At 34.8% G+C, this 19,331-nt stretch carries 15 protein-coding genes; 10 read left to right on the top strand and 5 right to left on the bottom strand.

The window, feature by feature from the left end; genetic code table 11:
- Positions 1-9: 9 nt before the first annotated feature.
- Both DFR80_RS09670 and DFR80_RS09665 read right to left on the bottom strand, forming a co-directional pair.
- On the bottom strand, positions 10-381 hold the full coding sequence (locus tag DFR80_RS09670; protein ID WP_114489879.1) for a GerW family sporulation protein: 372 nt from the start codon (positions 379-381) through the stop codon (positions 10-12).
- Between the two features lie 5 nt (positions 382-386).
- Positions 387-1,082, bottom strand: a complete 696-nt coding sequence (locus tag DFR80_RS09665; protein WP_114489878.1) for a hypothetical protein — start codon at positions 1,080-1,082, stop codon at positions 387-389.
- 227 nt (positions 1,083-1,309) lie between these two features.
- Between DFR80_RS09665 and thrC the strand changes: the two genes are divergently transcribed.
- From thrC to DFR80_RS09650, 3 genes are all read left to right on the top strand, one after another.
- Positions 1,310-2,803 carry a threonine synthase gene (thrC, locus tag DFR80_RS09660; RefSeq protein ID WP_114489877.1) on the top strand — a complete coding sequence of 498 codons (1,494 nt, stop codon included), beginning with the start codon at positions 1,310-1,312 and terminating at the stop codon, positions 2,801-2,803.
- 380 nt (positions 2,804-3,183) lie between these two features.
- A complete protein-coding gene (locus DFR80_RS09655) occupies positions 3,184-3,693 on the top strand; it encodes a GNAT family N-acetyltransferase (protein WP_076545198.1) in 510 nt (169 codons plus the stop codon).
- A gap of 3 nt (positions 3,694-3,696) precedes the next feature.
- On the top strand, positions 3,697-5,652 hold the full coding sequence (locus DFR80_RS09650) for a fructose-1,6-bisphosphatase (protein WP_114489876.1): 1,956 nt from the start codon (positions 3,697-3,699) through the stop codon (positions 5,650-5,652).
- 59 nt (positions 5,653-5,711) lie between these two features.
- Here the strand turns inward: DFR80_RS09650 and lipA are convergent, their stop codons facing one another.
- Entirely contained in the window at positions 5,712-6,587 is an 876-nt protein-coding gene (gene lipA, locus DFR80_RS09645) for a lipoyl synthase (protein WP_114489875.1), read from the bottom strand.
- Positions 6,588-6,612: 25 nt separating this feature from the next.
- Complete coding sequence (locus tag DFR80_RS09640; protein WP_199505802.1) at positions 6,613-7,431, bottom strand: biotin/lipoate A/B protein ligase family protein; 819 nt, start codon at positions 7,429-7,431, stop codon at positions 6,613-6,615.
- Positions 7,432-7,927: 496 nt separating this feature from the next.
- Here DFR80_RS09640 and DFR80_RS09635 point away from each other — a divergent pair, with 496 nt between their 5' ends.
- The 6 genes from DFR80_RS09635 (at position 7,928) to DFR80_RS09610 (ending at position 17,547) form a co-directional block, all read left to right on the top strand.
- The gene (locus DFR80_RS09635) at positions 7,928-10,042 is read left to right on the top strand and encodes a BglG family transcription antiterminator (RefSeq protein WP_076545194.1); all 2,115 of its coding nucleotides are present in this window, start codon (positions 7,928-7,930) and stop codon (positions 10,040-10,042) included.
- Positions 10,043-11,935, top strand: coding sequence for a PTS mannitol transporter subunit IICBA (locus DFR80_RS09630; protein ID WP_114489874.1), 1,893 nt, complete (start codon positions 10,043-10,045; stop codon positions 11,933-11,935).
- Between the two features lie 98 nt (positions 11,936-12,033).
- Complete coding sequence (gene pfkB, locus DFR80_RS09625; RefSeq protein ID WP_076545192.1) at positions 12,034-12,963, top strand: 1-phosphofructokinase; 930 nt, start codon at positions 12,034-12,036, stop codon at positions 12,961-12,963.
- Between the two features lie 90 nt (positions 12,964-13,053).
- Positions 13,054-14,313 (top strand): zinc-binding dehydrogenase, encoded by a 1,260-nt coding sequence (locus tag DFR80_RS09620; protein ID WP_076545191.1) that lies wholly within the window; start codon positions 13,054-13,056, stop codon positions 14,311-14,313.
- A gap of 51 nt (positions 14,314-14,364) precedes the next feature.
- Positions 14,365-14,643, top strand: a complete 279-nt coding sequence (locus DFR80_RS09615) for an HPr family phosphocarrier protein (RefSeq protein WP_076545190.1) — start codon at positions 14,365-14,367, stop codon at positions 14,641-14,643.
- A gap of 231 nt (positions 14,644-14,874) precedes the next feature.
- Positions 14,875-17,547 carry a glycoside hydrolase family 31 protein gene (locus DFR80_RS09610; RefSeq protein ID WP_114489873.1) on the top strand — a complete coding sequence of 891 codons (2,673 nt, stop codon included), beginning with the start codon at positions 14,875-14,877 and terminating at the stop codon, positions 17,545-17,547.
- 75 nt (positions 17,548-17,622) lie between these two features.
- On the opposite strand, the gene DFR80_RS09605 is transcribed toward DFR80_RS09610, so the two are convergent.
- Positions 17,623-18,294: a DUF3159 domain-containing protein gene (locus DFR80_RS09605; RefSeq protein WP_114489872.1), complete on the bottom strand. Its 672-nt coding sequence runs from the start codon at positions 18,292-18,294 to the stop codon at positions 17,623-17,625.
- Positions 18,295-18,453: 159 nt separating this feature from the next.
- Here DFR80_RS09605 and DFR80_RS09600 point away from each other — a divergent pair, with 159 nt between their 5' ends.
- Positions 18,454-19,305, top strand: coding sequence for a GGDEF domain-containing protein (locus tag DFR80_RS09600; protein ID WP_114489871.1), 852 nt, complete (start codon positions 18,454-18,456; stop codon positions 19,303-19,305).
- The last annotated feature ends 26 nt before the right edge of the window (positions 19,306-19,331 follow it).

The following is a 19,331-nucleotide window of genomic DNA, read 5'->3' as shown; positions in this document are numbered from 1 at the left end:
TTTTATAAATTATTCATCTTTTTCAGCTTCTTCCTTTGTGCTTTCTTTTTTCTCTTTAGCTGCTTCAATTTTTTCAATTAAGGAAGGAACTTTTTCTATTAATTTATCAAGTGAATTTTTATTTTTTACGGGCATCATTTCTACTTCACTGCCTCTAATAACCAGGATTGCATCAGGCGAAATCTTACAGCCAACTCCACCTCCACCGCCGCCCGATTTATCTTCTTCCCCAATACCTCCACCAAGACCAAAGGAAGCAGTTATTATTGGAATTAACTTTACTTCTCCTACCTCAATTATTTCTCCAACAACTGTTTCAGTCTTCAAAAAATTATCAAGTTTATCATACATTTTTTCCATAACTTTTTCAGTACTTTGCATCAAAATCACCCTTTCTTAGAATTTGATTGATATAAATGCCAGAAAATTTTAAGACTTTTTAACGAAAAGATAAACTTTAATATGTGGTAGATAATTTCTCCAGGTCTAATTTTACCCCCGATTGAACCATCTGCCTCAAAAATCACCTCCTGCCAGTTAACTTCAACTTTAATATTCGGATAATCAAACACTTCTTTAAAAGTATAGTAGTAGGCCAGGAAAAGACCATTATAGTAGGGATCCTCAAAAGAGAATAATAAATTTAATTTTAAATAATCTGCTTTTAATATTTTAATTATATCCAGTATAAATTTAAACAAATGACTAAAATTTTCTTTATTTATCAATTTATAATCAAAATTTAAAGATGATTTATTTTTTGGTTTTTTTACTTTATCGTTTTTAGAAACGGCTTGTTTAATTTTAGATCCGGGAAATTTTCTGGCTTGTTTTTCTGTTGATTTTCTTTTGCTGTTTTTATTAAGTTTAATTCTCTTTTTAAAATTTAAAATTTCAATTAATAGTATTTGATTTTTTCCTGTACTACTAAATTTAATTTTTATAAATATTAATAAGAGAGAGAGGCTGTAAGTAAATTTTTGTTGATATTTAAAACTAAAGCTGTAGTAGTAGGGAATAATAAGAAGAATCAATAGAAAGAAAATTAAGAATATTATAAATAAAAATAAAATCTGAATCAATTTTTTCCCTCCTTTACACAATAATATTATACATAAAAAAACTTGATTTGTATAGTGATTTTTCTAACATGTTTTGCGGTTAGATGTGATAAAAATCTATTTTTAGTAATTTAATTATTTAAAAAGAAATCTGTTATTTAATAGACATCAACTGTTACTTTCGATATAATAATTTATAGTTATTAAATAATCAGTATTAAGAATAAATTTTAGTGGAGGTAGAGAGTATGGAGTATATTAGTACTAGAGAAAATTACAGAAGTGTGAGTTCAGCAGAAGCCATCAGTCTGGGGATGGTTCCTGAAGGAGGTCTTTTTGTTCCTGAAAAAATACCAGAGTTAAATTTAGATCAAATTCTGGCAAAAAGGGATGCAAATTATCAGGAGCTCGCCAGCTGGGTTTTTGATAAATTTTTAACTGATTTTAGTAAAAAAGAAATTAAAGAAGCTGTTGAGGCCGCTTATAAAGAAGAAAGTTTTCCACCTGCTGCTAAAACACCACTTGTTAAGTTAAATAGTAATACTTTTATTCTGGAGCTCTGGCACGGGCCGACTGCAGCATTTAAGGATATGGCTCTGCAGATCCTGCCCCAGCTGCTGGTCCGCTCAGTTAAAAAATTAGGAGTAAAAAAAGAAATAGTAATTCTGGTTGCAACATCTGGAGACACAGGTAAGGCTGCTCTGGAGGGTTTTAAGGATATTGAAGGAGTAAAAATAATTGTTTTTTATCCTGAGAGTGGTGTCAGCAGAGTCCAGGAAGATCAGATGAAAACAACTGGAGGCAGCAACACAGAAGTAGTTTCTTTAAAAGGTAATTTTGATGACTGTCAGACTGCAGTAAAAAATATTTTTGCAGACCAGGATTTTAAAAAAAAGCTGGAAGCTAATAATTATCAATTTTCTTCAGCTAATTCGATTAACTGGGGTAGACTTTTACCACAAATAGTATATTACTTTAAAGCCTATTTTGATCTTTTAAATAAAACTGAAATTAAGGCTGGCGAAGAAATTAATATTGCTGTTCCAACTGGTAATTTTGGTAATATACTGGCAGCATACTATGCTTATCGGATGGGACTGCCAGTTAATAAATTTATCTGTGCTTCCAATGACAATAAAGTGCTGACAGATTTTTTAGAAACAGGCCTCTATGATACTGAACGTGAATTCAAAAAAACAATTAGTCCATCAATGGATATATTAATTTCATCCAATTTGGAGCGCTTTCTTTTTGAGATAACCGGCCATGATAGTGACAGAATCAATCAGTGGTATCAAAAGTTGCAGCAGGAAAACAAATTTGAAATAGACCGAGAAACTCTGTCAGCAATAAAAGATTTATTTGTTGGTCAGTATTCCACTGAAGATGAAGCCCGAAAAACAATTCGTAATGTTTTTCAGAAGTTTAATTATTTAATTGATCCTCATACAGCTGTAGGAATAAACTCTCTGGTTAAGTATCGTAGTCAGAGTGCTGACCAGAAAAATGCTGTTGTTGACTCTACTGCCAGCCCTTATAAATTTAGCAGAGCAGTTCTGGAATCATTAAAAGAAAAAGATATTGTTAAGGATGAGTACCGAATAATTGAGGAACTGGAACAATTAACTTCAACAAAAATTCATCGTGGACTTGAGGGTCTGGAAACAATGGAGATCAAACATCAGCAAAATTGCAAAAAAGATGAGGTAAAAGCAAAAATAGCAGAGATTTTAAATATCTAATTAACTGGATTGGTGGTCCGGTAATTACAATCTATGGGGTTCTGGCTGGACATTTAAATAGTGCTGGTAATACGCAATCTGCTTTATTCGGTAATCTTTTTTCTCAAAAGTTGATAAAACTTGGTTTGAGCTATCTGCTCGGGGTCTATTTTAAGCTTGGTCTTCTGGGGTTTTTATTGCACTTCCTGCTGATTTTTTGGGAAGAGCTCTCTGGGTTAGCCGCAAATATCTGAGTGATGACTGGATTGAAGAAGTCAATTTTATGATTTCTGAAAGAAGAAGTCAGAATAATAATCCATAATTTTAAAATAAAAAAAGAATAAGCAGGCAATTATTACATATTGCAGTCAGGTTAAATTTTGAAAGGAGAGCTATAAAAAATGGATTTTGTTAAAGCTGAGATCAAAGAAATACCTGATATTATGAATATCATTAAAAATGCCCAAAAATATCTAGAAGAGGAGGGGATAGATCAGTGGCAGAACAATTATCCTAATCCAGAGACTTTAGTAAATGATATTAATAATCAAAATTCATATTTAATTAAAAAGGAGAACAAAATAATTGCTACCGCTGCAATTATTTTCGGAGAAGATCCTACTTATAATTTAATTGAAAACGGGGAATGGATTTCTAAAGGTCTATATGGGGTGATCCATCGAGCAGCAGTTGCACCAGAGTATAGAGGTCGGGGGATTATTTCTCTAATTTTTAAAAAAACATTTCAAATGGGGTTAGATCTTGGGGCCAAAAGTATTCGCATTGACACTCATCAGGATAATAGTTCTATGCAGCGGGCAGTAAAAAAAGCAGGTTTTAAATACTGTGGCATTATTTATACTAAAGATGGTAGTAAAAGACTGGCTTACGAAAGATTAATTGGGAGGTAGTTGATGAAAGATTTAAAATATTTACAGCTTTTAGCAGATCAATTTCCAAATATACCGGCTGTCAGCACAGAAATTATAAATTTAAAAGCGATTTTAAATTTGCCAAAAAGTACCGAACATTTTTTAACTGATTTACACGGAGAAGCTGAGGCATTTAAGTATATGCTGAAAACTGCCTCAGGAGTAATTGAGTATAAGATTGATCAGATTTTTTCTGACAGTTTAACCGATACAGAAAAAAGAGAATTAGCTACATTAATATTTTATCCTAAATCAAAGATGAAAGAACTGCATGCACGAGGAGGAATTCCACCTGAGTGGTATAAAGAGGCCCTGGATTATATGGTCAGAATTTCTCAGGAAGTTTCTTCAATTTATACTCGCTCTAAGGTGCGAAAGGCTCTGCCGGAAGAATTTGCTTATATTATTGAAGAGCTTTTACATATAAAAAAAGGCGATCCCAATAAAAAAGACTATAAGGATCAGATTTTAACAACAATTATCGAAATCGATCAGGCAGAAAATTTTATTATATCTCTTTCTGAATTAATACAGAGTTTTGCAGTTGATAAACTGCACATTATTGGTGATATTTTTGACCGTGGTCCGGCACCTGATGTGATTATGAATGTTTTAAAAAATCACCATAATGTTGATATTCAGTGGGGAAATCACGATATCCTTTGGATGGGAGCAGCTCTGGGTCAGAAATCTTTAATTGCTACTGCTTTAAGAATTGCACTTCGCTATGGTAATCTTGAGTTTTTAGAAGAGGGTTATGGAATTAACATGAGGCCACTGGCCAGATTCGCCATGAGTAACTATCAAAAAGTTAATTCGGAAATTTTTAAACCTAAGTTAATTGAACGAGAGCTGGATCAGGATGAAATAAATATAATGACCCAGATGCATAAGGCAATTGCTGTTATTCAATTTAAACTGGAAGGACAGCTGATAAAAAAGAGGCCTGAATTTAAAATGAATGAGGCTTTATATTTAGAAAAAATTGACTATCAAAAAGGTATTATTGTTCTTAATGGCAAAGAGTATAAATTAACTGATTCTGATTTTCCAACTATTGATCCTCAGGATCCCTATCGCTTGAGCAGCTGGGAGGAAGAGGTTATAGAACAGCTTCGTTATTCATTTAGAAATAATGATCGATTGAAAGCTGACATACGTTTTCTTTTTAATAATGGCAATATGTACAGAAAATATAATGGTAATTTGCTTTTTCATGGCTGCCTGCCGATGAATGAAGAGGGCAGCTTTTCTGCAATCGAAGTTGAGGGCAAGAAATACAGTGGAAAAAATCTAATGGATTTTTTCGATGATGTTATTCGGCGCAGTTATTCTAATCCGGACAGTAATCATAATTTTAAAGACTGGCTCTGGTACCTCTGGCGGGGTGAGCTGTCCCCATTATTTGGTAAAGAGAAAATGACAACTTTTCTCCGCTACTTTACTGAGGAAGATAAATCGGAGCTTTATCTGGAAAAGAAAAACCCTTACTATCAGGCCAGAGAGAAAGAATATATCTGCAAAAAGATTTTGGCTGAGTTTGGACTTAATCCGGAAACCGGACATATTATTAATGGTCATACTCCGGTAGCAGAAAAAAAGGGAGAAAGTCCAATTAAGGGAAATGGAAGACTATTAGTAATTGATGGCGGTATTTCTGCAGCCTACCATGAAAAAACTGGAATAGCAGGCTATACCTTAACTTATAGTAATACTAAAATGCGGTTGATATCTCATGAACCTTTTATTAGCAAAAAAAATGCCCTGCATAAAGATAGCAGGGACACAATTTCAGCAACAGATGTATTGAGATTTGAGAAACCACAAAAAATAGCTGATACAGATATTGGTAAAAAGCTGGGAGAAGATGTCAAGTATTTAATACAGCTTCTTACCGCCTATCAGGATGGAATCATCAAGGAAAAATACCCTGGTTAAAATTTTTAAATTACTGTTAAAGTTACTATAGCTTTAGAGATTTATTGCTTTTTAAATATTTAAGAATTTAAATTTTCATAAGTTTCTTCAGCTAAATAAGAACTTCGCACATGAGGACCGGAGGAAACTGATTTAAAGCCAAGTTTAAGAGCTTTTTCTTTAAATTCTTCAAATTGCTCCGGTCTTATATATTCTGCTACTTCAATATTTTTATTTGTAGGTTGAAGATATTGTCCCATCGTTAATATTTCCACCCCAGCTGCCAGCAGATCTTTCCAGACTGCAGTAAGTTCTTCTTCACTTTCTCCAAGCCCAAGCATCATACCTGATTTAATTATTATTTCTGAATCTCTTTCCGCTACCGCATTTAAAACAGTTAGTGACTGCTGATAATCCGCCTGTGGTCTTACCTTTTGATAAAGGGCAGGTACAGTTTCCACGTTATGATTAAAAATTTCAGGTTTTGCCTTAATAATTTTGTCTAAAGCAGCCTGATTATTGTTAAAATCAGGAGTTAATACTTCTACAGAAACTGACGGTGTTCTTTCTCTAATAGCATTAATTACTCTTACAAACTGTTCTGCACCACCATCTTCAAGGTCATCACGGGTTACTGAAGTAATAACAGCGTGTTTAAGCTTTAGTTTTGCAACAGCTTCTGCCACTCTAGCAGCTTCCTTAAGGTCAACAGCTTCCGGTTTATGATGAGTTACAGAACAGAAACGGCAGTTGCGAGTACAGTACTGGCCCAGAATCATAAAAGTAGCTGTTTTTTTGCTGTAACATTCACCAATGTTAGGACAGCGGGCATTCTGACAGACTGTATTTAATTCTAAATTTTTAAGCATATTGCGGGTTGCCAGCATCCCTTTCTGCAGAGGATCTTTTTGACGCAACCAGCTCGGTAATCTTTTGCGAGCATTTTTATTTATCATTATATTACCACCTTTCAGGATTAATTTATCTCTTATAGGTCCACTTTTTACTTTTATATTTTTCTTCAGCCAGTTTTAAAGCCAGTTTTTTTTCTGATTCAGTTAATTTATCTTTTTCTAAATTGATTTCCAGTGCCTGCTCCAGTCCCTGAGCTAAAGCTCTTTTTAGTTTTTTTTCAGAGAAATAATATCCGGCTTTTTTCAATGAGGTTGATTTAGCTGCAAACACTCTCCGGGCTTTTTCTCGCTGTCTTTCAGAATCATAATTTAAAAATTTAAAAATTTTATCTGCTTCAATTTCAAGTGGAAGAGAGCCATGCTGCAAAATTGTATTATTCTTTCTCCTTTGAGCACTTCCAATCAACTTTTTATTATTTAAAATCACTTCATACCAGGATGGAGCATCAAAACAGGCAGCAGAATGACCACGTGGGGCTTTTTGTCCCTTTTCAACAGCTTTTAACTCTGCCTCAATTCCCAGCTGATTTAAGCCAGCAACAAGACCTCTGCTAATCTGCTGATAACTTTTTTCTATAGAATCAGCCAGCAGTTTATAATCTTCTCTAATTACAATACTATAGGTGAGTTCTCTATCATGTAAAATTGCCCTACCCCCAGTTAAGCGCCGGACAAGATCGATTCCTTGCTGCTGACATTTCTCAAAATTAACTTCTTTTCTAGCCTGCTGAAAATAGCCCAACGAAAGAGCAGCAGGTTTCCAACCATAAAAACGTAAAGTGGGAGGAGTTTCACCCTGACTGTGGATTTTCATGATCGCTTCATCAACTGCCATATTATAGTAGGCATCGTTTTTGTTCTCAATTATAAGCCGCCATTTATGCAAAGTCATCACTCCATTATTGAATTCTTACTCTATTTTATTTATCGCTAATTAATATATTCTATTTAAAATATAGAGGTCCTTTTTTTATTTTATCCTTTTATGTACATGTACATGTGCCTGGCACTTGTCATATTATGTATATATTTATCGAAAGATCCTGTTTTTAGGTCTTTTTCAGCATAGTTTAACAAAAATCGGGTGGTACACGGCACCTGGATGTAAATAAGACAAAATTAAAGATTATAAATTCTGTCATTTATAAAAGCTGCCAGAACTATTTTTCTTTTCCTTGTAATTTAAGTCTTAAGAGAATAAAATTAAATTAGAAATTGAGAAAAGCTATAAAATAAATCTGCATTTAAGTGACATAATTTAATAAGAATGGCATAAGCTTATAATCTGCTTTTTCTTAATTTGAACTATTTCAACATAGTTTGACAAAAATCGGGTGGTACACGGTACCTGAACAGGAATTTTGGCCAAAGGAGTATCAGTTATGAAAATTAGTTCTAGAACTAAAAAGATTATTAAGATCTTAATTAAAAATGAGGATTACATTGTGACTGAGAAAATTGCAGAAAGGTTAGATGTCAGCTCCAGAACGGTTTTGAGAGAACTCAAAAAAGTAGAAAAATGGTTGAGAAGTAATGATATTAAATTGGAAAAGAAAAAAGGTACAGGGATTCGCCTGGACTGTTTGCCAGCTGATAAAACCAGAATTGCAGAACTGCTGGAGTTTGAGGCTGTTGACAGACATTTTACACCTGAAGAAAGAAAAATGATTATTCTTTCCGAGCTTTTAAGAGATCAGAGGCCCAATAAACTTTATACTTTTACCAGGATTTGTAATGTCTCTGAGGCAACAATCAGTCACGATTTAGATGAAATTGAAGGTTGGCTTAAAGAATATCAGATCAAACTGGTCAGAAAGCCAGGATTGGGAGTTTTTTTACAGGGTAAGGAGAGGGAGATCAGAAAGGCAAGTATTAATTTGCTCTATCAGAATTTCAATTTGGAAGAAATTTTACTGATGCTTCAGGATAAGTATTCTGAGCCAGAAAAAAAACTGAGAAAAAATATATCAAAAAATAGGCTCTTAAATCTAATTGGACTTGATACAATTAATTTATTAGATGAATATATCAAAAAATTAGAAAACAAAATGAGTTATCAGCTTGCTGATGATGCCTATGCTGCACTGATGGTACACCTGGCAATTGCTTTAAAGAGGATTAAGGATGGTGAACAAATAACTATTAATCCAGAGATACTGGATAATTTAAAAGGGAAAAAGGAATTTCTAATAGCCAGCGAACTTGTTTCTTCAATCGCAGAGGCCTTTAAAGTAGAAATACCGGAAGCAGAAATCGCTTATGTGACAATGCATTTAATGGGGAGTAAAGGTCGTGGTGGAATTTATAATGACGAAATTTCGATGACCGAAGATTACCATCTGGTTAATATAACAAGAAAAATGATTGAAAAAGCGGAAATAGAGCTTGGAATCTATCTTGAAGATGATGAAGAACTTTTAATTGGGCTGGTCCGGCACCTTGAGCCAACAATTAATCGGATTAAGCTGGAGTTAGATATTCGAAATCCTCTTTTAGAGGAAATAAAAGAAAAATATGCTGAGTTATTTGAAGTTTCAAAAAAATGTGCAGCTATTCTGGCCGAAAAAGAAAAAATTGAAGTTCCTGATTCTGAGGCAGCCTATATTGCAATGCATCTTGGTTCTGCTGTGGAAAGAAAGAGGAAGCCACAGCAAAAATATAGAGCAGCAGTTGCCTGTACAAGCGGCATCGGTGCCTCCAGGCTCTTGGCATCCAGACTAAGCAAAGAATTTAAAAATATAGAAGTAACATCTTTAATTTCAACCTTAGATTTTGACAGGCAGGAAATTGAAAATTTGAATCTTGATCTTATTATTTCGACAGTTGCAATCCCTGAGAGTACAGTTCCGGTAATTGTTGTTAATCCTCTCTTAAATGAAAAGCAGCAGCAGGAAATTAGCGATTTTCTCCTCAAAAACAGGGCTAAAAGCCGGAGAAGGAATAATAAAATTACTTTAAAAGAAAAACTGGAAATGATTAATAATTACAATCAGGGAATACTGGAGGTTTTAAATAACTTTCAGTTAAAAAGTAATTATCAATTTCAAAATATAGAAAAATTAATTGAAGATGCTGCAGCTATCCTGGCCGAAAAACCAGCCAAAAGAAATAAAGTTAAAATGGATTTGAATTTAAGAGAAGAAAAGGGAAGTACAGTTTTAAAACATAATCGGATCATGCTGCTCCACTGCCAGAGCAGTGCAGTTAATGAATTATATTTTGCAGTTATTCGACCTGAGAAAAGCTTTGAACTTGAGGCTGAAAATGAAGATAAAACAGCAATAAATCTTGTTGTTTTAATGGCTGCCCCTCTTAAGGGAAGTACTCAGGGCAGAGAAGTTTTAAGTGAAATCAGTCATTTATTAATTGAAAATCAAAATTTTATCGATGCTGTTAATAGCGGCAGTAGGGAAGAAATTTATTATGGACTGGCAGAACATTTTGATTATTTTTTACAACAAAAAAGTACAGTTCAATATCACAAGGAGGAAAATTAAATGCAGAAAAGTAGTTTTCAGAATAAGGTGCAGAATTTTGGTCGTTTTTTAAGTGGGATGGTAATGCCTAATATTGGTGCTTTTATTGCCTGGGGTTTAATTACGGCCTTTTTTATTCCAACAGGCTGGATTCCAAATGAAGGACTGGCAAGTTTAGTTGGTCCTATGATAACCTATATGCTGCCTGTCTTGATAGCTTTTACTGGTGGGCAGATGGTAGCTGGTAAAAGAGGTGGTGTAATAGGTGTTATTGCTACAATGGGAGTTATTGTTGGTACTGATATTCCAATGTTTATTGGGGCAATGATTTTAGGTCCTTTTGGAGGCTGGGTTATTAAACATATTGATCAGCAGTTTGAAGGAAAGATAAAACCTGGTTTTGAAATGCTGATTAATAACTTTACAGCCGGTATTGTTGGTGGTCTGCTTGCAATCTTTGCTTATCAAATTATTGGTCCTGTTGTAAGCAACTTAAATGAAGTCTTACGGGTAGGAGTAGAATTTTTTGTAAATCGTGGTCTTTTACCTCTGGCTTCAATCTTTATTGAGCCTGCAAAAATTTTATTTTTAAATAATGCAATCAACCATGGTATTTTAAGTCCCTTAGGAGTTCAGCAGGTAGAAGAAGCGGGTAAGTCAATCTTTTTTATGCTGGAAACAAATCCTGGTCCCGGACTTGGAATTCTTTTAGCTTACTGGATTTTCTCGGCGGAGGGAATGGTAAAAGAGTCTGCACCTGGTGCAATAATAATTCACTTTTTTGGTGGAATTCACGAAATATATTTTCCTTATGTTTTAATGAAGCCTTCTCTTTTATTAGCAGTTATAGGTGGTGGAGCCAGCGGGATCTTTACTTTCAGACTATTTAACACTGGTCTTGTAGCAACACCTTCTCCTGGTAGTATTTTTGCCTATCTGGCAATGACACCAAGAGGAAATTATCTAGGTGTATTTGCCGGAATATTAGCTGCTACAGCAGTATCATTTGTAATAGCCTCTGTTTTAATTAAAAGGTCTGTTGCCCGCGGAGATACTATGGAGTTTGAATCAGCCCAGTCTAGGGTAAGAGAGCAAAAGGGTAGAGATTTACACATGGATAAAGCTAATAAAAAGTTAAGTGCCTCAGAAGTAAGTAAAATTGTTTTTGCCTGTGATGCAGGTATGGGTTCCAGTGCAATGGGAGCAGGAAGACTGCGTAAGAAGATAAAAGCAGCCGGACTGGATATTGAAGTTGTCAATAAGGCAATTGATGAAATCCCTCAGGATGCTCAGATAGTAATTACTCATCAGAATTTAACTGAACGAGCAAAACAGAAAGCACCTCAGGCTGAACATATTTCAATACAGGACTTTCTGCAGACTCCTGTTTATGATCAGCTAGTAGAAAGACTGCAGGCAGGAGAAGATGATCAAAAAAAGCAGAGTAAAGCAGTAGAAAAAAAAGAAGCTCAGTCTGCTGCTTTCGTCAATCAAGAAATTTTAAAAAAAGAAAATATAAAACTGGGTTTAGACAGTGTCAAAAGAACTGAGGCTATTAAAATGGCAGGTCAGCTTCTTGTTGACAGCGGTTATGTTGACCAGGATTATGTTAATGCAATGCTGGATCGAGAAGAAGAAATGTCAACATATATTGGTCAGGGGGTTGCAATACCTCATGGTGTGGGAAGTGCTAAAAAGAAAATTAAAAAGACTGGAATTTCAATTTTGCAGTTTCCGGAAGGAGTAAATTTTGAAGGTGAGACAGCCTATCTGGTAATTGCAATTGCAGGTGTAGGTAATGAACATCTCAAGATTCTGGCTAATTTATCGGAATTAATAGAAGAAAATACCACAGCTGAAAAATTAAGAACTACAGATGATATTGACTATATCTACGAAGAATTTACACTTTAAAAATATTAATAAATAAGCAGGCTCCCCTGTTTAGAATGTCTTTAAGAGAAGCTCTAAGCGGGGGAGCAAATTAAAATAATTAATAGGGATTGATAATAATGATCAAAACACTAACTTTAAATCCAGCTTTAGATAAAACCATAATTATAGAAAGTTTTAGAATTAATAATTTAAACCGCATCAAAAAAGTACACAAAGATGCTGGAGGTAAGGGGATTAATGTTTCGAAAATGCTTAAAAACTTAGGTCAGCAGAGCACAGCTGCCGGTCTTTTAGGTGGAGCAGCCGGAAATTTTATTATAAATGAAATTAAAAGCTTAGGTATAAAAACAGAATTTATTAAAACTAGTAGGGAAACTAGAACAAATACTAAAATAGTAGATCCAGTTAATAACACATTTACTGATCTTAATGAATCAGGTTCTCCAATTTCTTTCAGACAAATTGAAGAATTAAAGACAAAACTTTTTACTAATTTAAAAACAGATGATATATTAGTTTTAGCAGGTAGTGTTCCAGCTGGAGTTGATAATGATATTTATTTTGAACTCATTAAAGAAGCTAAAAATAGAAAAATTAAAACTATACTGGATGCAGATGGACCACTATTTGAAGCAGGTATAGAAGCAGCACCCACATTAATTAAACCCAATGAACATGAGCTGGAACTTTATTTTAAAAAAGACTTTAAGGATCTAAAGATGATGATTAGAAAAGCAGAAAGTCTCTTAGATAATGGTATTAAAATGATTATGCTTTCTCTGGGCGAAAATGGGGCAGTATTTATTACAGAGCAGGGGAAATATAAAATTGATCCATTAAAGTTAAATGTAAAAAGCACAGTTGGAGCTGGAGATGCGATGGTCGGTGGACTGGCCTATGCTCTGGAAAATAACCTTAATTTAAGGGAAATGATTAAATTTGCAGCCGCTGCCAGCAGTGCAACACTGTTAAGAGATGGTACAGAAATGGGAAGCCTAAAGGATTTAAAAAGGCTCAAAAAATTAATTAGAATCACTGAAATTTAAAGTATCAGTTTTTTTGAAAGTCGGTCCAAAAAATTTTAAAATTTTTGAAGATGATATTAATAATTATAAATAAGAAGGGTGATTAAAGTAATGAAAACAAGAGCAGTTCGAATATATGGTGAAAATGATCTTAGAATGGAAGAATTTGAACTTCCAGAAATTAAAGACGATGAGATTTTAGCTCGAATAGTCTCCAACAGTATCTGTATGTCAACGTATAAAGCTGTAATTCAGGGAGCTCGTCATAAGCGTGTACCTGACGATGTAGCTGAAAATCCAACAATAACCGGTCACGAATTTGCCGGTGAGATCATTAAAGTTGGTAAAAAGTGGCAGGAACAGTTTAAACCAGGGGATAAATTTGCTGTGCAGCCCGCTCTAAATTATAAAGGAAGTCCCTATGCTCCGGGATATTCTTATAAATACTTTGGCGGAAATACTGAATATACAATTATTCCCCAGGAAGTTATGGAACTGGGATATCTTTTAAAATATGAGGGAGAAGGTTTTTACGAAGCTTCACTTTCAGAACCAATGTCCTGTATTTTAGGTGGTTATCACGCTGTTTATCATACAGAAAGCAACAATTATATTCACAAAATGGGAATTGTAGAAGGTGGAAAGCTTGCTTTACTGGGAGCTGCAGGACCAATGGGATTAGGAGCAGTTGATTATGCTCTACATGCAGAACGCAGACCTTCAGTAGTGGTTGTAACTGACATTAATCAGGAGCGTTTAGACAGAGCAGCTTCCTTATTTACTCAGGAAGAGGCAAAAAAGCAGGGGGTTGAACTTCACTTTGTCAATACGGCTGAAATGGAAGATGTGCCAAAAGAATTAAATGATCTGGTTGGTGGTGAAGGATATGATGATGTTTTTGTTTATGCACCGGTAAGAGAACTGGCAGAACAGGGAGATCAAATACTCGGTAAGGACGGCTGCATGAACTTTTTTGCCGGCCCCAGTGATAAGGAACTATCTGCAGAATTTAATTTGTACAATATTCATTATTCCCCAACACATATTATGGGGTCAACTGGTGGTAATGATGATGATATGCGAGAATCTCTTAAAATGTCAGCAGAGGGTAAATTAAATCCAGCTACAATGATTACTCATATTGGTGGTCTGGACAGTGCAGCTGATACCATTCAAAATTTACCAGGAATTCCGGGCGGGAAAAAATTAATTTATACATCAATTGATATGGAATTGACAGCTTTAGATGATTTTACTAAAAAGGGAGAAGAAGATCCCAGATATGCTGATCTGGCAGAAATTATTGCAAAAAATAATGGACTCTGGTCAGCTGAAGCAGAAAAATATTTGCTTGAAAATTTTACAAAATAAGCAAAAGATGATCAAATATTTATAGTATAAAATTAACAGGAGTGAATTATTATGAAAAAAGCAGAATTCATTTTAGAACATGAAGAAGGTTTTCACGCCAGACCGGCAGGAGTTTTTTCGAAACTGGCCAGTAAATTTAAGGCAGATATTGTACTCTTTAAAAATGAAAATCAGGCAAAAGAATATAATCCTAAAAGTATAATCTCGATTATGACTATGGGTGCAACTCAGAATGATAAAATTACCATTCAGGCAGATGGCAGTGATGAGGAAGAAGCAGTCAGTTCGCTTCTTGAACTGGTAGAAAATGATTTTAAATTAGCTGAGTAGAAGGTAACCGAATATCTGGATGGTTTTCCAGATTACGGGGCTGAATTCAGTTGATTAAAATACTATACAGCAACAATAGGCAAAAACCCCTCATTTTGGACAGGTGAGGGGTTTTTGTATTCAAAATAAAATAATAGCTAAAAAAACAACTTTGAAATATTTAGTTTAGAATAAATTTGTTTGATATATCAGTGGGTGTTATAATGAAAAAGTAATTGAAAAAAATAATAAATGAAAAAACTAATGGGAGCTGAAATATATATTATGAAACTTGCCGATCATTTTCAGATTGATTTTAATTCTAAAGCTTCAAAAGAAGCTGTCGTTATAGCTGACAATTTAAAAATTACTGTTTTAACCGATCAAATTTTGCGGCTGGAGTTTGACCCGCAAAAAGAATTTGACAGCCGTCCAACACAGCTTATCTGGCAAAGGAAACTTAAATTACCTGATTTTTCTTATCAGCAGGATGAACAGGAGTTATTAGTAGAAACCAGAAATTTAAAATTGAAATATCAAAAAGATAGTAAAGAATTATCTCAAGATAATTTAAAGATAGATATTAAAGCAAATAATGAAAACTGGTTTTATGGAAAGAAAGATGATCAGAATCTTAAGGGAACTTACAGAACTCTGGATGGAATTGAGGGGGCAGTTGAATTAGAAGAGGGGCTGCTTTCAAAATCAGGCTGGACTCTAATTGATGATACAGCAAGTTTGGTTTTTAATGACACTGGTTGGCTGGAGGCTCGTAATAAAGGAGATGAATATCAGGATTTATATTTTCTGGCCTATGGAGATGACTATCAGAAAATATTGAATGATTTTTCTAAACTTACCGGAGATATTCCCCTACTTCCTCGCTGGGCTTTAGGTAACTGGTGGAGTCGGTACTGGGAGTATTCTGCTCAGGAACTAAAAGAATTGATGCTGGAGTTTGAAGAAAAGGAAATTCCACTTTCAGTCTGTATTATTGATATGGACTGGCATCAGGTCGAAAATAAATATACAAGTGGCTGGACAGGCTACAGCTGGAATCGAGAATTTTTTCCAAAACCAAAGGAATTTATTCATTGGCTGCATAATAGAGGCCTAAAAACTGCCCTTAATCTTCACCCTGCTGATGGAGTTCATCCCCATGAAGAGCAGTATCAACAATTTGCAGAATTTATGCAGCTTGACCCCAAAAGTGAAGAGGGAATTAAATTTGACTTGAGTGATCTTGATTTTATCAATGGCTATTTTAAATTTCTTCATAATCCGCTGGAAGATGAAGAGGGAATTGATTTCTGGTGGCTGGACTGGCAGCAGGGGAAAGACAGTGGTCTGGAAGGGGTTGATCCACTCTGGGGTCTAAATCATCTTCATTATTACGATCTGGCCCGAAATCTTAACAAGCGCAATTTTATTTTTTCTCGCTGGGGTGGTCTGGGGAGTCATCGCTATCCAATCGGATTTTCTGGAGACACAGTAGTCAGCTGGGATTCGCTTAAATTTCAACCGTACTTCACTGCCACTGCTTCCAATGTGCTTTATGGCTGGTGGAGTCATGATATCGGCGGTCACTGTATGGGAACTGAAGATCCTGAATTATATACCCGCTGGCTGCAGTTTGGAGTTTTCAGCCCGATAATGAGACTTCATTCCACCAAAGACCCTTATCTTGACCGGAGACCCTGGGGCCACGGGGCTGAGGTCTTTGAGATTGCAAAGAAATATATGCAGCTCAGACATCAGCTGATTCCCTATCTTTATACCCATAGCTACAGGGCAAAAGAAACTGCTCTTTCTCTAATCAGACCAATGTACTATCAGGAAAAGTCTGAGCCGGCATATTCACTTCCAGATCAGTACTACTTTGGCAGTGAACTGATTGCAGCTCCATTTTTAAAACCGGCTAATGAAATGACCAATCTAAGTCAGCAGACAGTCTGGCTACCTGAAGGAGAATGGTTTGATTTCTTCAGCGGTGAATATTACGAAGGTGATAGCTGGTATCAGATCTATGGAGAACTCTCAGATTTTCCACTATTTGCAAAAGCCGGAGCGATTATTGCGCTGGCTGCTCAGACTGATTTTGGTAATACTTCCAATCCTGAAATTCTTGAAGTACAGATTTTTCCAGGGGCAGATAATCAGTTTGAACTCTATGAAGATAATGGAGCGGCAGCAGAATCTGAGCTAAAAACAGCCAAAACCACTTTCAAAAATAGCTGGCAGCAGGATCTGCTAATTTTTGAGATTGAGCAACTTCAGGGTGAGGCAGAAGTTATTCCGAGAGACCGCTGTCTGCAGCTTAATTTTAGAAATCTTAGAAGTCCTAAAGTTGAGATAAAATCTGATGGCAAAAAAATTGACTTCAAAAGTAGTTATGATCAAAAAGTAGGAACTTTAAAGCTTGAATTTGATTATGATCCAGAAAAAAGTTATCAGATTAAAATAAAAAATAACAATGAATTAATAGATAAAAAAGATTTACGAGTAGATAAAATCAAAAGAATGCTCAAAAACTTTAAGCTGGAAACAGTAGTTAAAACTGAGCTTGCTCAAAGTATAGAAAAAGCTGCTGCCGATAATATAGGAGCAGAATTCTTAGAGCGTTTTGAAGCTGTGCTTTCGAGCTCGCAAATGAAAACTTTAATTGAAATGCTCTACAGCTGCGGCTCAAGCAGAATTAAGAATGCAGATACAGATCAGCTCCTGATTTTTAAAGGTGATTTAGAAAAGATGAGCTTTAACTTTTCTCAGGCTGCTTTAACAAAAGGACATCACAGGGCAGAAATGAAAAGAGAAAAAGAGGAGATCAAAGATTTCAAGCTGATTGAACTCAAAAATATTAACTCAGATCAGTGGAGCTTGGAAATTAATTACACTGATTTTATTAAAGAGAGATTCACCAATTAAGATATTAAAAGGTCACGCCTGCAAAAAATTTGCAGCTGCGTGACCTTTTTGATTTAAGATAAAAGTATGCAACTATTAAAATCCCCTTTTCTGGCCATCCCAGGGTGGTTCTTTTTCTTTTTTAAATTCATCAACTCCCGGTCCCCCAAGATTATTCAGGCGCCAGACTCCATAGATGTAGCTGATTATTAAAACCACTGAAATCGCAGGCCAGCCAAGTATAATATTAACCCAGGCCAGGTTGAGCACAGCTTCACTAAAAAATAGATTGAGCTGAATTGTAAGCCTCAGTCCAAAATAAATTGCCCAGAAAATTGTGACCTCTCTGTAGGCAGGTTTAACATCATCCCGCCAGAACCAAGCTAAAGGCCAGCCCCGACTCAGATGACTCGCCCAGGCTGCAAGGGGTTTTCCGACCAAAAGGGTAATCAGAGCAGTCAGCAAAAATAGGCTTGAAGAAGTAAGGGCAGGTATAAAATAACTGCTGGCATTATTGCTCAGATAGGCCAGGGAAGAAGCAAAAATAACCCCCACAAGACCTCCCAGAGAATACTTCCAGTTTTCTTTTTTGATGAGCCTTCTTGTAAAATTAAATAAAGCTGTAGTTACAGCCAAAATAACTGCCGGCAGCAGTCCAAAAATAGAGTTGCTGACAGCATAAACCAGAGGTGGCAACAGTGCATCAAAAGTTTTATTTAAAAAAACAGAGCGTAATTCTTCCAGGATTTCTTCTTTATTTACATCCATTTTTGATCGCCCCTTTATAAGTTATTTAAACTTAAGTTATTTATTCTAAAATCATTATATAAAAAAATCTTTACTTAGGCAAAATAAAAAGGGTTTTGTAATTTAATCTTGAACTATTTAATAAGGTTTATCACTATAATGATTTAAGGGTGAGGAGTTATGGACTTGAAAACAAATAAAAATCAAATAATTAACATCTTAACTTATCTTTTTTTATTTATGATTGTTCTAATATTAATTTCAAAATTTAATGCTGGGGGTATTAATGATAGAATAGATTATCTATTTGCGTTTTCTTACTTTTTGATTTTTTTCATTATCTATGATAATTTCTTAAAAAATACAGATGACCTAAAGAATCTTTTAATCTGGCTCTTACAGATATTATTATATGTAATATTTTTGTTTTTAGAATATTATACAGTTATTAAATTTTTTATTCTTTTTCAGGTCCTTTTTGGGGTTATATCAAGTGGTAAACAGATTCAAACTTTCAAAAAACAGAACAAAAAAATTAGATACTTAAGTTTTCACGATGAAATGACAGGTCTCTACAACCGAAGATATTTTGAAAACAAGCTTGAAGATTTAAATAATCCTGCAAAGCATAATCTCTCTGTGATTATAGCTGATATTAATAATCTGAAGGTAATTAATGATAATCACGGTCATAAAAAAGGAGATCAGTATATCAAATCTGCTGCCGGGCTTTTAAAATCTGAGCTGAGGCAGAAGGATATTATCTGCAGAATTGGTGGAGACGAATTTGCCATTATTTTACCGGATACTTATAAAAACGACTGTAAAAGAATTATAAAAAGAATTAAGACAAAGGTTAAAAGACATCCAGAAAAATTTTTCAGCATTGCTTTTGGTCATATATATGAAAGTCATAAATATGATACTCTGGAAGAGATGATTAATGCTGCTGATCGAAAAATGTATCATAATAAGAAAAAAATAAAAAAGAGGCTGAATCTGGATTTAGAGAGAAAAGAGATCTGGGAGTGATTAACTGCTCTTAAGGAAGTGTTTTA

The sequence above is a fragment of the Halanaerobium sp. ST460_2HS_T2 genome (assembly GCF_003337665.1).
In the GTDB taxonomy this organism is placed as follows: domain Bacteria; phylum Bacillota; class Halanaerobiia; order Halanaerobiales; family Halanaerobiaceae; genus Halanaerobium; species Halanaerobium kushneri.
This window is presented reverse-complemented; position numbering and strand designations above follow the sequence as displayed.